Here is a 16,844-nt window from a genome sequence, read left to right on the forward strand (position 1 = left end):
TCGGGGAGATTCCGTGACGAGAGGTGTGAGCCGTCCCGGCACGGGAGATCCTGTGCCCGCACGGACGGAGCCGACGACGTGTCACCGGGGGAAGTGCGCATCAGTGGAACGTACGCGAGAGCCGCGAGAACACGGGCCGGCCGGGAGCACGGACGGCACCGCCGCACGGCCCGGGCCGTCCGGGGCCGCCCTGGAACTCCTGGTCCACGGGGTGGGCGGCACCACCCCCGAGGAGATGCTCGACGACCCGCGCACGGTCCGGATCACCGGTGACGACGTCGCCGCCGTGTTCCGGCGCGCCGACGACGCCGACGCGGAACAGCGGCCCGACGACCGCCGGGACGGACCCGTCCCCGAGGCCTACGTCTGGTGCAACCTCACCTCCGGGAACGGCACCCGCGCCCTGTGGCTGTTGCTGCTGCCCTTCATGGTGGTCAACCTCGCCCACTGGATGCGCCCGTGCAGCCGGGACCGCGCCCGCACGGTCCGGCTGTACGGACTGCTGGTCCGGCTGGCCGGGCTGAGCCTGACGGTGCTGCTCGTCGCGGCCGCCTGCGAGGTCGCCCTGGACCTGGCCGCCTGGCAGTGCGCGGGCACGCGCGCGTGCGCCGCACGGCACTCCTGGCTCGGCTTCCTCTCGCCCGAGGCCTCCGACGGCGGCTGGTGGAGCCTCCCGGGCCGCAGGCTCGCCCTCGCCGCCCTGGTGCCCACCGCCCTGACCGGCCTGCTGTGGTACCTGTCGCTGCGCACCTGGAGCGCGTACGAGTCCCAGCAGCCGATGACCCACGACCCCGAGCCCGAGGAAGCCGGCGACCGCACCGCGCTGAACCGGCCCGGCTTCTGGTACGGCCGGCGCCTGGTCGCGCGGCTGCGCGCCGCGCACACCGCCGCCGGACTGCTGACGGTCGCCGCCGCGGTCGGCTCCGCCGCCGCCCGGCACGACCGCGAGCCCGGCGGCCCCGCCGTCCTGGGCGTGCTCGGCGTGCTCCTGGAGGCGGCGCTGGTGGCCGGGGCGTGCGCGGTGGTGTGGGTGGTGTGCCGCCGGGGCCGCAGCGAACGCCGCCCGGACGACGTGCTCGACGCGGCCCTGGTGCGGCGCCTGCCCCTCGCCGCCCTCGTGCTGCTCGCGCTGACCCTCCTGTACGCCGGCTGGGAACGCGACGGGTGGGAGTCGGCGGGCCGGCTGCCCGGCGACCCGGCCTTCGGCGCCCTCACCCTCGCCCAGGGCCTGCTGGTGATCCTCCTCGCCGGGGCCGCCCACGTCCTGTACCGCTCCGCCCCCGACCGGCGCGCCGCGATGCGGGGCCTGGCCGGGCCGGCGGTCGCCATGCTCGCCTGCGCGCTCGGCGGGGTGATGTCCGGCGGCGTGTCCCAGCGGATGTCCGACTGGCTGGACGGCACCGGGACGTCGATCCCCGGGCCGCCGGTGCTGCTCACCTGGCAGGCGTCCGTGATCCCGCCGCTGCTGGTGCTGCTGGTGGTGCTGTGCGGCTGGCTGGCCCGGCGCGCCTGGCACGTCGCGCGGGCCGAGCGCGCCGCCGTGGAACAGGAGTACCCCGGCGAGACGGGGGACGCCGGCCGCACCCGCCGCATCGCCACCGCCCGCACCCTGGCCGCGCTCACCGACCGCGCCCCGCGCGTCGTCGCCGCCACCTCCGCCGCCACCCTGCTGCTGGGCGCCGGCGCCCTCGTCGGCGCCACGCTCACCGACCGGACGCCCGGCGCGGCGGCCCGGGACTCCCACGCCGTCGTCCACGGCGCCGCCGAGACCGCGCAGGCGCTGGGATCCTGGCTGATCGGGCTGGGCTTCGTCCTCCTCGTCGCCTGCGGCCGGCGCGCCTACAAGGACGCCTCCGCGCGGCGCACCATCGGCGTCCTGTGGGACGTCGGCACCTTCTGGCCGCGCGCCGCCCACCCCTTCGCGCCGCCCTGCTACGCCGAGCGCGCGGTGCCCGACCTGACCTGGCGGATCGCCACCTGGACCCGCTCCACCGGCGGGCGGCTGGTGATCTCCGGCCACTCCCAGGGCAGCGTCCTCGCCGCCGCGGCGGCCTGGCAGCTCCCGCCGTCCACCCGCAGGCGCGTCGCCCTGCTGACCTACGGCTCCCCGCTGGAGCGGCTGTACGGCCGCTGGTTCCCGGCCCACTTCGGCCCGGCCGCGCTCGGCTCCCTGCACCGGGAGGTCGACTGCTGGCGCAACCTGTACCGGCTCACCGACCCCATCGGCGGTCCGGTGCGGCTGCCCGGCGGCCGCGGCCCCGAGGTGGACCGCGCCCCGCTCAGGGACCCCCTCGCCTACGGCCGCACCGAGGCCCATCCGCTGCCCGCGCCGATCCTGGGCCACTCCGACTACCAGGCGGACCCGGCGTTCGCCGAGGAGCGCCGCCGGCTGCTCGCCCGGCTGCGGCCGGACGTGCCGGCGCCCCGGCGCACGGCGGACCCCGGGGGCGGCGGCCCGGCCGGGCCCCCCGTGCCCTCGGCGTAGCGGCGGGCGGTGCTCAGGGCAGCGCGGGCAGGTCCTCGGCGTAGAGCAGGGTCAGGTCGTCGGTGGTCGGCTCGTCGAGCTGGGCGACGCGGCCCGCGTGCCGCTCGACCATCGCCTCGAACGTCCGCCGCGCGGTGCGCCCGTTGCCGAACGCGGGCCCCTTGGGGACCTCCGTGAAGTACTTCAGCAGCGCCTCGCCCGTCCCCGGCGCCAGCCGGTACTCGTGCTCCTCGGCCTGCTGCTCCACGATCCGCAGCAGTTCCCCGGGGCCGTAGTCGCCGAAGGTGATGGTCCGTGAGAAACGGGACGCCACCCCCGGATTGACCGAGAGGAAGCGCTCCATCTCGGCCGTGTAGCCGGCGACGATCACCACCACCGCGTCCCGGTGGTCCTCCATCAGCTTCACCAGGGTGTCGATGGCCTCCTTGCCGAAGTCGCGCCCGGCGTCCTCGGGGGAGAGCGCGTACGCCTCGTCGATGAACAGCACACCGCCGCGCGCCTTCTCGAACGCCTCCTGGGTGCGGATCGCCGTGGAGCCGATGTGCTCGCCGACCAGGTCGACCCGGGACACCTCGACCAGGTGTCCCTTCTCCAGCACGCCGAGCGAGGCGAGGATCTCGCCGTACAGGCGGGCGACGGTGGTCTTGCCGGTGCCGGGAGAACCCGTGAACACCAGGTGCCGCTTGACCGACGCCGCCTTCAGCCCCGCCCGCTGCCGGCGCCGGCCCACCTCGATCATGTCGATGAGGGCCCGTACCTCCCGCTTGACGCTCTCCAGGCCCACCAGCGCGTCGAGTTCGCCGAGGACGTCCTTCGAGGAGCGCGCCTCCCGCTCCGCCACGGGCTCCGCGGCGGGCTCCGGGGCGGGCGGCGCGGGTTCGGCGCGCCGGCCGGGAACCGGGCCCAGCAGGCCCGGGGTACCCCCCGTCGTCTGCACGGCCGGTTCCGGCGCGGGCGCCCTCAGGCTCCCGCTCTCGTCGCTCGTGCAGTCCTCGACGACCGGACCGCCCGCGCCGGGGGCCGCGTCCGCGCCGCCCTCGGCGAACTCGTAACCGCCGCGCGCGCAGCGCTCGGTGCGGCACTTCCTGAGCGTCGTACGGCTGCCGTCGATCACGTGGAAGCCGTAGCCGCCGCTGCCGGTGACCCGGCAGTCGAGGAAGGTGCCGCGGCCGCCGGCCGAGACGTAGACGCCGGCCTCGGCGGGGGAGTCGACCGTGCAGCGCTCGACGGTCGGGTCGGCGCCCTTGGTGACGATCACACCGGTCTGCGTGCCGTCCAGGGTGCAGTTGCTGAGCGTGCCGCCGCTGCCGTGGTCCCGGAACCAGGCGCCGGTCGACGCCTGGTGGATCCGGCAGTCGTCGAGCTGCGCGGTGGCGCCGTCGCTCACCGACACCGCCGTGTTGCGCACCTGCGACAGGTCGCTGTCGACCACGTCCGCGCGCGAACCGCGGTCGAGGACGAACAGCGCGTCCGGCACGTCGTGCACCCGGCAGGAGTCCAGTACGGCGGTGGCGCCGTCGCTCACCCACACCGCCGGGTAGTCACCGGTGCTGTCGAAGATCTCGCACTGGTTGGCGTCCACGCGCGTGCCCGGGTCCCACACCGACAGGCCGTTGCGGCCGAACTGCCGCACGCTGGTGCGGGTCAGCGTGAGCACCGACCGGGACCGCAGGTCGACCGCGTTCTCCGGGATGTCGTGGATCCGGCAGTCGGCCAGCGTGAGCACCGCGTCCGTGTCGAGGGTGACGCCGTCCCCGGTGGTGCGGTGCACCTCGCAGTCGGTGAGGTGGGCGGTGGCGCGGTCCGTCACCTGGACCCCGCTGCCGCGCACCTCGTAGACCTCGCACCCCACCGCCTCCAGCGCCGAGTGCTCCCCGGTCGCGGTCAGTCCCGAGCCCGAGGCGTGGTGCACCCGGCAGCGCTCCAGGCGGGGACGGCCGCCGTCGCGCACGGCCACGGCGGCCTGCCCCGCGGAGACCACCTCGCACTCCTCGAAGACCCCGCCCCCGCCGTCCAGCACGGCGATGCCGATGCCCGCCGGGTTGTCGACCGTGCAGCGGCGCACCGTGGGCCGGGCGCCGCCGCGCACCTCCAGGCCGGCCGCGGAGCGGGTGACCACGCGGACGTCGCGCAGCTCCGGGGTGCCCTCCTCGAGGAGTATCGCCGGGGCGGCGGCGTCCTGGCCCTCCACGTGCAGGTCCCGCACCACCGCCGAGGCGCGCACGGTCAACGGGACCCCGTCCGCGGGCGCGAGGCGCACCGACCCGGGGGAGCCCTCGGGACCGCGCAGGGTCACCGACCGCTGTATGACGAGGTTCTCCCGGTAGGTGCCGGGGGCGACGGTGAGGACGTCGCCGTCGGCCGCGGCCTCCAGGGCGGCGGCGAGCGTCGCGTACTCACCCGTGCGGCGGCGCCACCTCGATGTGCCGGTGTGCGTCACCTGGACCGTGCCCTGTGCCATGGTGTAGCCGTGCCCCCACCTCGTCGTGCCTGTGGCTCGTTCGCCCGTCGGACGCCGCGGCCGGCCCCGCGGCTCGCGCGGGTCGCCGCCGACCTGTCCGGCCGGACCACCGTAGCGTGCGCGCGGGCGCGAGGTTGACCGGAGCCGGGACGCGGACGGCTGCCGGTGCCCGTCCCGCCCGGCCCGGGCCCGCCCTCCCCGGGCCCGGGCCCCGTCCGCGCGGGCGCGAACCGCTACGCCGGGACCTCCACGGGGTCGCCGACCCGGATCGTGCCGGTGGACAGGGGCACCAGGTTCTGCCCGAAGAGCAGCCCGTCGCCGGTCCCCCGGTGGGCGGCCAGGGTGCGCAGCGGTTCCCGTCCGCGCCGGGCGGTCTCCTGGTCGGTGGTCGTCACCACGCACCGGCCGCAGGGCTTCGCGACGCGGAAGGCGACCTCGCCGATGGTGACGCGCGTCCACGTGTCCTCCTCCCAGGCGGAGGTGCCCTCGACGACCACGTTCGGCCGGAAGCGGTTCATCGGCAGCGGGCCCTCGTCCGGGTGGTCGCCCGCTGCGATCAGGGAGTTGAGACGGTCGAGCGAGGCGGTCGTGGTGAGCAGCAGCGGATAGCCGTCGGCGAAGGTGACGGTCTCGCCCGGCCGTGCGTACTCCGGGTCGACCGGCCGGCGGGTGGCCGGATCGTCCAGGTGCACGAGGCGTACGTCGACGCCGAGGTAGGCGCTGCACCAGGCGTGCGCGGCGTCGTCCTCGGCCGGGACCGCCTCGACCTCGTCGCGGAAGATCGTCACCGGGACCGTCCCGCCGGACCGGGGGACGGGCACCGTCACCGGCTCCGCCCCCGGCGCGGACAGCCGGACGCCGCCGCCGGGCAGGAGCTCGGCGACGGCCTGTGCGAGGCGCGGCTGTTGGCGCTGTGTGACGACCTTTCCCCCGTCGTCGACCACCATCCAGCGCCGGTCCCCGGCCGGCCCCCAGGGCTCCACGGCGACCTCCCGGAGCGCCAGGCTCCGGAAGGCCTTGACCGGGTGGACGTGGAGCGAGTGCAGGCGCGCGTTCCCCATGGGGCCATCCTGCCAGCCGGCACGACGGCCCCCGGGCGGCTCAGTACCCGCGGTACTGCTGCTGGTTCTGGTACGGGTCCTGGTACGGGGCCGGGGCGGGCCGGGGCGCCGCGGGGCGCATCGCCTCGTAGCCCGCGCCGGGAGGAGCCGGGCGCGGCGGCTGCGGCTGGGGTCCGGGGTACCCGCGCGGCGCGGTGGCCTGCTGCGGGATGTACGCCGCGGGCGCCTGCTGGAGCGGAGCCGGCTGCGGCGCCTGCGGGTAGCCGTAGGAGGGCTGGGACGGGGCCGCCGGGAGGGCGGGCAACGCCGAGGGGAGCGCGGGCAGATGACTGGCCGGCGCCTCGTACGCGGAGGGGACCCGGATCGGGGCGATCTGCGGGGTGCCTCGCTCGGCCACGAGCGAGTCGTAGATCGGGGTGTCCGGGAAGGAGGCGGAGTAGTAGCCGCCACCATAAGTGGAGCGGGGGGAGGTCATGGCACATAAGTTAAGCCCACGATGTGCTGGTTGGGGAGACCGATAAGAGGGTTGTTTTCCGTGCCCGCCGTGTCCTGGCATCCCCAATACGAGCGAACTTGGGGAAAACGGGCGATCTGCCGGGCGGATTTCGTGTAAAGGGCGAGTTCCGGGCGGGTTACCGGCGGTCGGCCACCGGTCCCCGCGCATCCCCGCGGGAGTCCCCCGCCCGTGGGGCATGGGCGGTGCGGACGGGAACCCGACGGACGCCGGGACGCCACGGCCCGGCGCGGCGGCCCGCGATGGGGGCGGACATGTCCATACCGGAGGGATCGGACACCCCGGTGCCGGCCACGGCGCTCCGGGTGGACCCGGGCTGACGGTCCGGCCCCGGCGTGCCCGAACGGGGAGCGAGCCCCCAGCGCACGGTCGACCGCGCGTACGGATGGGGCATGGGCTGGACCCCGGCCGGAAGTGAGCCCGCACGGCCCCGTGCGGCACCGGACGCTCAGCCCTCGTCGGGCACGGCGTCCGGGCGGGCGTAGGTGCGGCCCTTCCAGGCCGCACCGCGTCCCCGGTGGTGCCGCACCGCGGAGTCGACCGTCATCAGGAGGTACAGGAACGCGGTGAACGGCAGCAGGGGAGCGAGCCACGGCGGCTGCCGGTAGTAGCGGAGCATCGGGAGGTACGTCCCCGCCATCACCAGCCAGGCCCCCGCGCCGAGGACCGCCGCGACCGCGTTCCCGGCGACCGCCCCCGCGAGCACCGCCGCGGGCGGCACCAGGTACACCAGGGCCAGCCCGGCGACCGTACCGGCCAGCACCACCGGACTGTGCCGCAGCTGCGCGTACGCGCTGCGCGCCACCATGTGCCACAGGTCGCGCAGCCGCGGGTACGGGCGCACGCTCTCCACCCGCTCCGCCAGCCCCAGCCAGACGCGTCCGCCGCGGCGCTTGACCGCCCGGGCCAGGGCCACGTCGTCGATGACGGCGTGCCGGATCGCGTCCGGGATCCGCGCCCGCCCGGCCGCCTCGGCGCGCACCAGCACACAGCCGCCGGCCGCGGCGGCCGTCCGCGTCCCGTCCCTCCCGGTCCGGCGGAACGGGTAGAGCTGCGCGAAGAAGTAGACGAAGGCCGGCACGACCAGCCGCTCCCAGGGGCTCTCCACCCGCAGCCGGGCCATCTGCGACACCACGTCGTACCCCCCGGTGCGGGCCGCCGCCACCAGTCGGCGCAGGCCGTCCGGGGCGTGCGCGATGTCGGCGTCCGTCAGCAGCAGGTACTCGGGGTCGCGCGCGCGGGCCAGCGCGATGCCGTGCCGCACCGCCCACAGCTTGCCGGTCCAGCCGGCGGGCGGCTCGCCCGCGGACCCCACGGTGAGCGGCAGCCCGCCGGACCGGCGGGCGAGTTCGCGCGCGAGTCCTCCGGTGCCGTCGGTGCTGCCGTCGTCGATCAGGAAGACCTCGGCCCGCCCCGGGTACTCCTGGGCGAGCAGGGACGGCAGGCTCGCGGGCAGCACCGCCGCCTCGTCGCGCGCGGGGACGACCACGCACACCGGCGGCCACGCGTCCGGGTCCCGGGAAGGCGGGAGCCGGACGTCGGTACGCCAGAAGAAGCCCCGGCAGAGCAACAGCCACAGCCAGGCGGCGAGTGATCCGGCGGCGGTCCACACAACGGCGCTCACGTGCGCAGTCTGCCCCACGGGAACGGCCCGGAGCGGCCCATCGTCTATCGTGGCCGGGTGAAGATCGCGCTCATGGACTCCGGAATCGGCCTGCTGGCGGCCACCGCCGAGGTACGGCGCCTGCGCCCCGACGCCGATCTCGTCCTCTCCCTCGACCCCGACGGCATGCCGTGGGGCCCCAGGACGCCCGAGGACCTCACCGAGCGGGCCCTGGCCGTCGCCGAGGCGGCCGCCGCGCACCGGCCCGACGCGCTGATCGTCGGCTGCAACACCGCGACGGTGCACGCGCTCACCGCCCTGCGCGCCCGTCTCGAACCGGACCTGCCGGTCATCGGCACCGTCCCGGCGATCAAGCCCGCCGCGGCCGGCGGCGGACCGCTGGCCATCTGGGCCACCCCGGCCACGACCGGCAGCCCCTACCAGAAGGACCTGATCCAGAACTTCGCCGACGGCGTGGCCGTCGCCGAGGTGCCGTGCTGGGGGCTCGCCGAGGCCGTGGAGCGGGCCGACGCGGCGGCGATCGACGCCGCCGTCGCGGCGGCCGCCGAACTCACCCCGAGGGACGTGGCGACCGTCGTCCTGGGCTGCACCCACTACGAGCTGGTCGCCGAGCGCATCCGGGCCGCCGTGCAGCGCCCCGCCGGCCCGCCGGTCACCCTGTACGGCTCCGCCGGGGCGGTGGCCGCCCAGGCCCTGCGCCGCATCGGTGAGCGGCCCGCCCCCGGCGCCCCGGCGAGCGGCACCCTGACGGTGCTGCTGAGCGGACGCGAGGGCGCGCTCCCCCCGCCCGCCCTCACCTACCCGGAAGGCCGGCTGCTGCGGCAGGTCACCGCCGCCGGGTGAACCCGGAGCCGGCGCCGGCCGGCCCGCGCAGCCGGCGCGGCGCACGCCCGGTCGGCCCAGTGGCGCCGCGCCCCGCGGCTCCCGCGCGGCGGATCCTGAGTAACCTCGAACGCATGAGGGACCACCGCCACGGCCCGCACGCCCCTCGCCCCGAGGTCTGGACCGGTCGCGCGACCAACCGCTACCAGTGGCTCCTGGCGCTGAGCGGCGCCGCCTGCCTGGCGCTCGGCATCACGCTGGCCGTCGACTCCGCCTGGACGACCGGCGTCGTCCCCCTGGCCATGGCCGTCGTCGGGTGCATCGCCGCAGGGCTGCTCGTCCTGTTCGGGACCCTCGCCTTCGTGCACGTCGCACTGCGGGTCGACGTGGACCACCTGGAGGTGCGCTGCGGCCACATGGGAGTGCCGCGCCGCCGCATCCCGCTCTCCCAGGTCGCCGGCGCGGAGTTCGCCCCGCACGTCACACCGCGGCACTGGGGCGGCTGGGGCTACCGCTGGCGGCCCGAGAAGGGCACGGCGGTCGTCGTGCGCCGTGGCGAGGGCATCGTGCTGCAGCTGTGGGACGGACACACCTTCACGGTCACCGTGGACGACGCGGAGGCGGCGGTGCACGTCATCCGCGACCGGCTCGGTCCGCACCGGCCGGGCGCGCCGCGCTGAACCTCGGAGGGGCCGCCCGGCCACCGCGGCCGTCCGGTCCCCGCTCCACCGCGGCGGCCGTCCCGCCGCGGTGGAGGCGTCCCGGCCGGGTGGCGCGCCTCCTCGTCGGAGGCGTCCTCGCCGGGAGCGTCCCCGCCGGGTGCCGCGCCTCCTCGCCGGAAGCGTCCGCGAGCGGCCGTTCCGTCTTCCGCCGTCCGTCTCCGGAGCGGCGCACGCCGTCCCCGTGGAACCCGCCCCGTGCCGCGTCGCCCCGGCCCGTGGCGGCCCCGGCCGCCGCCGCGGCCGTGCGGGCTCCGGCCGGCCGAGCTGCCGGCCCCGAGGTCACTCCCCGTAGACTCCCGGAGTGACCGTCACCGCAACCTCCGTCGGCGAGTCGGGCCCGGTGCCGCCGCAGACCGCGCACACGGCGCGGGGCAGGCGACTCGCCCGCCTCCTGCCGGCCGCCGCGGCCGCGCTCTCCGGCCTGCTCCTCTACGTCAGCTTCCCGCCGCGCACCCTGTGGTGGCTGGCCCTGCCCGCCTTCGCGGTCCTCGGCTGGTCGCTGCGCGGCCGCGGCTGGAAGGCGGGACTCGGTCTCGGCTACCTCTTCGGTCTCGGCTTCCTGCTGCCGCTGCTGGTGTGGACCGGCGTGGAGGTGGGCCCCGGACCGTGGCTCGCCCTCGTGGTGATCGAGGCGGTCTTCGTCGCACTGGTCGGCGCGGGCGTCGCCGCGGTCTCCAAGCTGCCCGGGTGGCCCGTGTGGGCGGCCGCGCTGTGGACCGCCGGAGAGGCGGCACGCGCGCGCGTGCCGTTCCACGGGTTCCCCTGGGGCAAGGTCGCGTTCGGCCAGGCGGACGGGGTCCTCCTGCCGCTCGCCGCGCTCGGCGGCACCCCCCTGCTCGGCTTCGCCGTCGTGCTGTGCGGCTTCGGGCTCCACGAGACCGTGCGCCTGGTCCTGCGGGCCCGGCGCACCGGCACGGTGCGGCGGGCCGCGGCCGTCGCCGGCGTGCTCGGTGTCACCCTCCCCGTCGCGGCGGCCGTGGCCGCCCGGCCGCTGGTCGGCGACCGGGCCGAGGACGGCACCGTGACCGTCGCGGTCATCCAGGGCAACGTGCCGCGGCTGGGCCTGGACTTCAACTCCCAGCGGCGCGCCGTCCTCGACTACCACGCACGCGAGACGGAGCGGCTGGCCGCCGAGGTGGAGGCCGGCCGTGCCGAACGGCCGGACCTCGTGCTGTGGCCGGAGAACTCCTCCGACATCGACCCCTTCGCCAACAGCGACGCGCGCACCGTCATCGACCGCGCGGCCAAGGCGATCGGCGCCCCCGTCTCGGTCGGCGGCGTGGTCGGCAGGGACGGCCGGCTGCTCAACGAGCAGATCCTGTGGGACCCGGTGAAGGGCCCCGTCGACACCTACGACAAACGGCAGATCCAGCCGTTCGGCGAGTACCTCCCGCTGCGCTCGCTCGTCGGGGCGATCAACGAGGACTGGACGTCGATGGTCCGCCAGGACTTCAGCCGGGGCGACGAGCCGGGCCTCTTCCGCATGGGCGGTGCCGGGGTCGGCCTGGTCACCTGCTACGAGGCCGCCTTCGACTGGGCGGTGCGCGACACGGTCGCCGCCGGCGCCCAGATGATCTCCGTGCCCAGCAACAACGCCACCTTCGGCCGCAGCGAGATGACCCACCAGCAGCTCGCCATGTCCCGCGTCCGGGCCGTCGAGCACGGCCGCGCCGTCACCGTCCCGGTGACCAGCGGCGTCAGCGCGGTCATCATGCCGGACGGACGGGTCGCGCAGCGGACCGGCATGTTCGTCGCCGACTCCCTGGTGCAGGAGGTGCCGCTGCGCTCCTCGCGGACCCCGGCCACCCGCCTCGGCGTCCTCCCGGAGACCGCCCTCGTGCTCGTCGCCGCGGGCGGGCTCGGCTGGGCCGTCGGCGCCGGTGTGCGCGGGCGGCGCGCCGGTGACGTGCGGTAGTACGCCCGTCGCGCACCCCCCGAGGTGCCGGGGGAACCCTGACCGGGCGGTTAGGGTCGGGGGCATGGCCACTCCCGACTTCATCCGCTCCCTGCGCGCCTCCGCCGGTCATCAGCTGCTGTGGCTTCCCGGGGTCACCGCGATCGTCTTCGACGACGAGGGCCGGGTGCTGCTGAACCGCCGGTCCGACACCCGCCGGTGGGCGGTGATCGGCGGCATCCCCGACCCCGGGGAGCAGCCGGCGGCCTGCGCGGTGCGGGAGGTCGAGGAGGAGACCGCGGTGCGCTGCGCCGTCGAGCGGGTCGTCCTGGTCCAGGCGCTGGAGCCGGTGACGTACGGCAACGGCGACATCTGCCAGTACATGGACATCACCTTCCGCTGCCGGGCCGTCGGCGGGACGGCGCGGGTCAACGACGACGAGTCGCTGGACGTCGGCTGGTTCGCGGTGGACGCGCTGCCGGAGCTGAACGAGTTCGGCCGCTTCCGGATCAAACAAGCCATGGCGGATGCACCCACATGGTTCGACCCCACTGGAACCGGCTGAACTATAGGGCGTAGCCACATGGGGTGGGGGGTGGGCACTACCTAGGGTCGAAGCCATGACCGCGCCCCGTGCCTTCCCGGCCCCCCACCCGTCCCCGCTCGACCTCGGCGGTCGCACCGCCCTCGTCACCGGTGCCGCCAGTGGCATCGGCCGCGCCTGCGCGCTGCGGCTCGCGGCCGCCGGAGCCAAGGTGAGAGCCGTCGACCGGGACGCCGAAGGACTGCTGGCCCTGGCCGAGGAGGCGCACGGTCTCGGGGGAGCCGTCGAGCCGCACGTCCTCGACCTCACCGATCTGGACGCCGCCGAACTCGCCGCGGTCGGCACGGACGTGCTGGTCAACAATGCCGGGCTGCAGCTCGTCCGCCCGATCGAGGAGTTCCCGCCCGACGTCTTCCACACGGTGCTCACCGTGATGCTGGAGGCGCCGTTCCGGCTCATCCGCGGAGCCCTGCCCCACATGTACGGCCAGGGGTGGGGCCGCGTCGTCAACGTGTCCTCGGTCCACGGTCTGCGCGCCTCGGCCTACAAGTCCGCCTATGTGGCCGCCAAACACGGTCTGGAGGGCCTGTCCAAGACCACCGCCCTCGAAGGCGCACCCCACGGTGTCACCTCGAACTGCGTGAACCCCGGCTATGTGCGCACCCCCCTGGTCGAGCGGCAGCTCGCCGACCAGGCCCGCACGCACGGCATCCCCGAGGAACGCGTCCTGTCCGAGGTGCTGCTGCGGGACAGCGCCGTCAAGCGGCTCATCGAGCCGGAGGAGGTCGCCGAGGCGGTGGCCTACCTGTGCGGCCCGCAGGCGTCCTCCGTGACCGGCGCGTCGCTGGTCCTGGACGGAGGCTGGACCGCTCACTGAGGTCCCGGCCGGCGGCCCGGCCGGGCCGTCCACAGGCCTGACGGAGCGGCCGTGGGATGAGGTAATCCTGTGAGCATGTCCCGTGATCACGTGCAGTCCGCCGAGCACGCCGTCCCCGGCGCCGCGACGCCCGGCCGGACGCTCCCCGGCACCCGCCCCGCGCCCGGCGGCGCCGAGACCCCGTTCCTGGAACTGCTCGCCCGGGGCGCGCCCGCCGAGGAGTACGAGCGGCCGGTGCTGCTCGCCCGGGCCGAGGGGCTGCCCGCCGAGCGCGTCACCGCGCTCGAGCGGGCCAAGCTGCTCGCCCTGCGCGTGCGCTCGGAACTGGAGGACCGGCGCCGCCGGGAGGCCGAGCTGTCCGCGCTCTTCGAGACCGCCCACGACCTCGCCGGACTGCGCGACCTGGACGCCGTGCTCCAGGCGATCGTGCAGCGGGCCCGCTCGCTCCTCGGCACCGACGTCGCCTACCTCAGCCTGAACGACCCGGCCAGGGGCGACACCTACATGCGGGTCACCGAGGGCTCGGTCGCCGCCCGCTTCCAGCAGCTGCGCCTCGGCATGGGGGAGGGGCTCGGCGGCCTGGTCGCCCAGACCGCCCGCCCCTACGTCACCGACGACTACTTCCGCGACGACCGCTTCCGGCACACCCACAGCATCGACACCGGCGTGCGGGACGAGGGACTCGTGGCCATCCTCGGGGTGCCCCTGATGCTCGGGCACCACGTCATCGGCGTCCTGTTCGCCGCCGACCGGCGGGCCCGGGTCTTCGAACGGGAGCAGATCGCCCTGCTCGGTTCCTTCGCCGCCCTCGCCGCGGCCGCCATCGACACCGCCAACCTGCTCGCCGAGACCCGCTCGGCCCTCGCCGACCTGGAACGCGCCAACGAGATCATCCAGGACCGCAGCGGGGTCATCGAGCGCGCCTCGGACGTCCACGACCGGCTGGCCGAGCTGGTCCTGCGCGGGGGCGGGGTGCACGACGTGGCCGCCGCCGTCTCCCAGGTCCTGGACGGCACGGTCGAGTTCGCCGAGGCCGCCGGCGTGCCCGTCCGGGCCCTGGAGTCCTCGCGGGCCGAAGGGCACGCGGTGCGGCACGGGGACGACTGGATCGCCGCCGTGACCGCCGGGGGCGAACTCCTCGGCGCCCTCGTCCTGCGCGGCCATCCCGGTCTCGACCCCGTCGACCAGCGGACCCTGGAGCGCGCGGCCATGGTCACCTCGCTGCTGCTGCTCGCCCGCCGCTTCGCCGCGGAGGCCGAGCAGCGCGTCCGGGGCGAGCTGCTCGACGACCTGCTGGACGCCCGCGACCGCGACCCGCGCCTGCTGCGCGAGCGCGCCGCCCGGCTGCACGCCGACCTCGACGCCACCCACGCGGTGCTGGCGGCCCGGCTGGAGGGCGGCGCCGCCGACGCCGACCAGGAGGCGGACGCCCGCAGACGCCTGTGGGCCGCGGCCTCGCACCTCGCGGCCACCCGGCGGGGCCTCGCCGCCGCACGCGACGGCGGCACCGTCCTGCTGCTGCCCCTCGCCCCCGGGGACACCGCCACCGGCCTGGCCCGCCGCACCGCCCGGCACCTGGGCACGGCCGTCCACGAACCGGTCACCGTCGGCGCGTCCGCCCCGGTGGAGCGGCTCACCGACCGCCCCGACACCGCGGCGGCGGCCTACGCGGAGGCCCGGCGCTGCCTCGACGCCCTGCGGCGGCTGGGCCGCTCCGGGGACGGCGCCGCCGCCGAGGACCTCGGCTTCCTGGGACTGCTGCTGGCGGGGGAGCGGGACATCGCGGGCTTCGTCGACCGCACCATCGGCCAGGTCGTGGCGTACGACGAACGGCGCGGCACCGAGCTGCTGCGCACCCTCGACGCGTACTTCGCCAGCGGCATGAGCCCCGCCCGCACCAAGGACGACCTGCACGTCCACGTGAACACCGTCGCCCAGCGCCTGGAGCGCGTCGGCCGCCTCCTCGGCGACGACTGGCAGAACCCCGCCCGGGCGCTGGAGATCCAGCTCGCCCTGCGCCTGCACCGGCTGTCCGCGGGGGCGCCGCCCCCACGGCACTGACCCCCGTACGCGCGGGCGTGCGGGGGCCGGTGGTCCGCGGGGCCGGTCCGCGGGATCAGACGGTGTGCGCGTCCCGCGCCGCCCGGGACCCGTCCGGTTCCCGGGCGCCACCGGACGGGTCGACCTCGGTCAGGTCCCGGTGCCGGGTCTCCTTGGCCAGGGCCACGGCCACGACCGTCAGCAGGCTCGCCGCGATGACGTACAGGGCGATCGGGGTGGAGCTGCCGTGGTCCGAGAGCAGCGCGGTGGCGATGAGCGGCGCCGGCGCACCCGCCGCGATGGAGGAGAACTGGGCGCCGATGGAGGCGCCGGAGTAACGCATCCGGGTCGCGAACATCTCGGAGAAGAAGGCGGCCTGCGGCGCGTACATCGCCCCGTGCAGCGCCAGGCCCACGGTCACCGCGAGGAGCAGGTTCGCGAAACTCCCGGTGTCGATCAGCGCGAAGAACGGGAACATCCACAGCCCCACGCCGGCCGCGCCGATCAGGTAGACGGGACGGCGGCCGATCCGGTCCGACAGCGCTCCCCAGGCCGGGATGACGGCGAAGTGGACGGCCGAGGCGATGAGCACCGAGTTCAGCGCGGTCTGCCGCGAGACGTCGGCGGCGGTGGTGGCGTACACCAGGATGAACGCCGTGACCACGTAGTAGCTGATGTTCTCCGCCATGCGCGCGCCCATCGCGATCAGCACGTCGCGCCAGTGGTGCCGCAGGACGGCCACGATCGGCATCCGCTCGGCACCGGCACCGGCCTGCGCCTTGCGGGCCTCGGCCTGCGCCAGCGCCTGCTTGAACACGGGCGACTCGTCGACGGAGAGCCGGATCCACAGGCCGACGACCACCAGCACACCGGAGAGCAGGAACGGGATCCGCCAGCCCCAGGCCTCGAACGCCGACTCCGACAGCACGGCGGTCAGCAGGGCCAGCACACCGGTCGCCAGCAGCTGCCCCGCCGGCGCACCGGTCTGCGGCCAGGAGGCCCAGAACCCGCGTCGCCGCGCGTCCCCGTGCTCGGACACCAGCAGCACGGCGCCACCCCACTCGCCGCCCAGCGCGAACCCCTGGACGAGCCGCAGCACGGTGAGCAGCACCGGCGCGGCGCTGCCGATGGTGGCGTGCGTGGGCATCAGCCCGATGGCGAAGGTGGCCCCGCCCATCAGCAGCAGGCTCAGCACCAGCAGCTTCTTGCGCCCGAGCCGGTCCCCGTAGTGCCCGAAGACCAGGGCGCCCAGGGGCCGCGCGGCGAACCCGACGGCGTACGTCATGAACGACAGCAGCGTGCCGACGAGCGGGTCGGAGTCCGGGAAGAACAGCTTGTTGAAGACGAGCGCGGCGGCGGAGCCGTAGAGGAAGAAGTCGTACCACTCGATGGTGGTGCCGATGAGGGACGCGGTGACGATGCGCTTGAGACTGCTCGGCGTCGGGGGAGCGGTTGCTGGGGAGGCCATGTGCGCCACTTCCTCGTGTGCGGTGGGGACGGGTACGTGTCGGCACACCGTAGGAACACGCAGATCAGGGGCACATGTGGCGGGGCACCATAGTTCGGGGCCCAGGTATACGCGCGGCCACCATGCTGGCCCGGGGAAGAGAGGCCCAGGGGCCGACGAAGGCCGAAACGAGCACTGTCCGGGAAATGGAGTCGGGGAAGGTCTGGCGGCGCGGTGCCGGCTCCCGTGAGCCGCGCCCGCCCGGAGCGGCTCCCGCGGACGGCGGTGGCACGGACACGGCCGCGCCGACGGTGTGCGCTCCCCGCACCACCACTGCCTCGGTTCCACACCAT

General features: G+C 75.8%; 12 protein-coding genes. 7 read left to right on the top strand and 5 right to left on the bottom strand.

From position 1 onward, the window contains the following. Positions 1-235: 235 nt before the first annotated feature. Positions 236-2,485 (top strand): hypothetical protein, encoded by a 2,250-nt coding sequence (locus ACZ56B_RS14625; RefSeq protein ID WP_468789896.1) that lies wholly within the window; start codon positions 236-238, stop codon positions 2,483-2,485. Positions 2,486-2,498: 13 nt separating this feature from the next. Here ACZ56B_RS14625 and ACZ56B_RS14630 read toward each other — a convergent pair whose 3' ends face one another. From ACZ56B_RS14630 to ACZ56B_RS14645, 4 genes are all read right to left on the bottom strand, one after another. Beyond that, a complete protein-coding gene (locus ACZ56B_RS14630) occupies positions 2,499-4,946 on the bottom strand; it encodes a right-handed parallel beta-helix repeat-containing protein (protein WP_468789822.1) in 2,448 nt (815 codons plus the stop codon). A gap of 233 nt (positions 4,947-5,179) precedes the next feature. After that, entirely contained in the window at positions 5,180-6,007 is an 828-nt protein-coding gene (locus ACZ56B_RS14635; protein ID WP_468789823.1) for an MOSC domain-containing protein, read from the bottom strand. 40 nt (positions 6,008-6,047) lie between these two features. Beyond that, positions 6,048-6,482 carry a DUF6643 family protein gene (locus tag ACZ56B_RS14640; protein ID WP_468789825.1) on the bottom strand — a complete coding sequence of 145 codons (435 nt, stop codon included), beginning with the start codon at positions 6,480-6,482 and terminating at the stop codon, positions 6,048-6,050. Positions 6,483-6,969: 487 nt separating this feature from the next. Continuing rightward, entirely contained in the window at positions 6,970-8,163 is a 1,194-nt protein-coding gene (locus ACZ56B_RS14645) for a glycosyltransferase (RefSeq protein ID WP_468789827.1), read from the bottom strand. A 39-nt stretch (positions 8,164-8,202) separates the two neighbouring features. Here ACZ56B_RS14645 and ACZ56B_RS14650 point away from each other — a divergent pair, with 39 nt between their 5' ends. The 6 genes from ACZ56B_RS14650 to ACZ56B_RS14675 all read left to right on the top strand — a co-directional run bounded on the left by ACZ56B_RS14650 (position 8,203) and on the right by ACZ56B_RS14675 (position 15,065). Continuing rightward, positions 8,203-8,988 carry a glutamate racemase gene (locus ACZ56B_RS14650; RefSeq protein ID WP_468789829.1) on the top strand — a complete coding sequence of 262 codons (786 nt, stop codon included), beginning with the start codon at positions 8,203-8,205 and terminating at the stop codon, positions 8,986-8,988. 113 nt (positions 8,989-9,101) lie between these two features. Further along, the gene (locus tag ACZ56B_RS14655; protein WP_468789831.1) at positions 9,102-9,647 is read left to right on the top strand and encodes a hypothetical protein; all 546 of its coding nucleotides are present in this window, start codon (positions 9,102-9,104) and stop codon (positions 9,645-9,647) included. Positions 9,648-9,990: 343 nt separating this feature from the next. Further along, positions 9,991-11,604, top strand: coding sequence for an apolipoprotein N-acyltransferase (gene lnt / locus ACZ56B_RS14660; RefSeq protein ID WP_468789833.1), 1,614 nt, complete (start codon positions 9,991-9,993; stop codon positions 11,602-11,604). Positions 11,605-11,668: 64 nt separating this feature from the next. Beyond that, positions 11,669-12,148, top strand: a complete 480-nt coding sequence (locus ACZ56B_RS14665; protein ID WP_468789834.1) for an NUDIX hydrolase — start codon at positions 11,669-11,671, stop codon at positions 12,146-12,148. 55 nt (positions 12,149-12,203) lie between these two features. Next, a complete protein-coding gene (locus tag ACZ56B_RS14670) occupies positions 12,204-13,004 on the top strand; it encodes a 3-hydroxybutyrate dehydrogenase (RefSeq protein ID WP_468789836.1) in 801 nt (266 codons plus the stop codon). Between the two features lie 75 nt (positions 13,005-13,079). Next, positions 13,080-15,065: a helix-turn-helix domain-containing protein gene (locus ACZ56B_RS14675; RefSeq protein WP_468789838.1), complete on the top strand. Its 1,986-nt coding sequence runs from the start codon at positions 13,080-13,082 to the stop codon at positions 15,063-15,065. A gap of 55 nt (positions 15,066-15,120) precedes the next feature. Here ACZ56B_RS14675 and ACZ56B_RS14680 read toward each other — a convergent pair whose 3' ends face one another. Continuing rightward, the gene (locus ACZ56B_RS14680) at positions 15,121-16,512 is read right to left on the bottom strand and encodes an MFS transporter (protein ID WP_468789840.1); all 1,392 of its coding nucleotides are present in this window, start codon (positions 16,510-16,512) and stop codon (positions 15,121-15,123) included. Positions 16,513-16,844: the final 332 nt, after the last annotated feature.

Source organism: Streptomyces sp. NPDC034670, assembly GCF_055574875.1.

Coding starts and splice junctions, on each gene's coding strand:
- ACZ56B_RS14625 (WP_468789896.1), top strand. CDS start 236: ATGCTCGACGACCCGCGCACGGTCCGGATCACCGGTGACGACGTCGCC.
- ACZ56B_RS14630 (WP_468789822.1), bottom strand. CDS start 4,946: ATGGCACAGGGCACGGTCCAGGTGACGCACACCGGCACATCGAGGTGG.
- ACZ56B_RS14635 (WP_468789823.1), bottom strand. CDS start 6,007: ATGGGGAACGCGCGCCTGCACTCGCTCCACGTCCACCCGGTCAAGGCC.
- ACZ56B_RS14640 (WP_468789825.1), bottom strand. CDS start 6,482: ATGACCTCCCCCCGCTCCACTTATGGTGGCGGCTACTACTCCGCCTCC.
- ACZ56B_RS14655 (WP_468789831.1), top strand. CDS start 9,102: ATGAGGGACCACCGCCACGGCCCGCACGCCCCTCGCCCCGAGGTCTGG.
- ACZ56B_RS14665 (WP_468789834.1), top strand. CDS start 11,669: ATGGCCACTCCCGACTTCATCCGCTCCCTGCGCGCCTCCGCCGGTCAT.
- ACZ56B_RS14670 (WP_468789836.1), top strand. CDS start 12,204: ATGACCGCGCCCCGTGCCTTCCCGGCCCCCCACCCGTCCCCGCTCGAC.
- ACZ56B_RS14675 (WP_468789838.1), top strand. CDS start 13,080: ATGTCCCGTGATCACGTGCAGTCCGCCGAGCACGCCGTCCCCGGCGCC.
- ACZ56B_RS14680 (WP_468789840.1), bottom strand. CDS start 16,512: ATGGCCTCCCCAGCAACCGCTCCCCCGACGCCGAGCAGTCTCAAGCGC.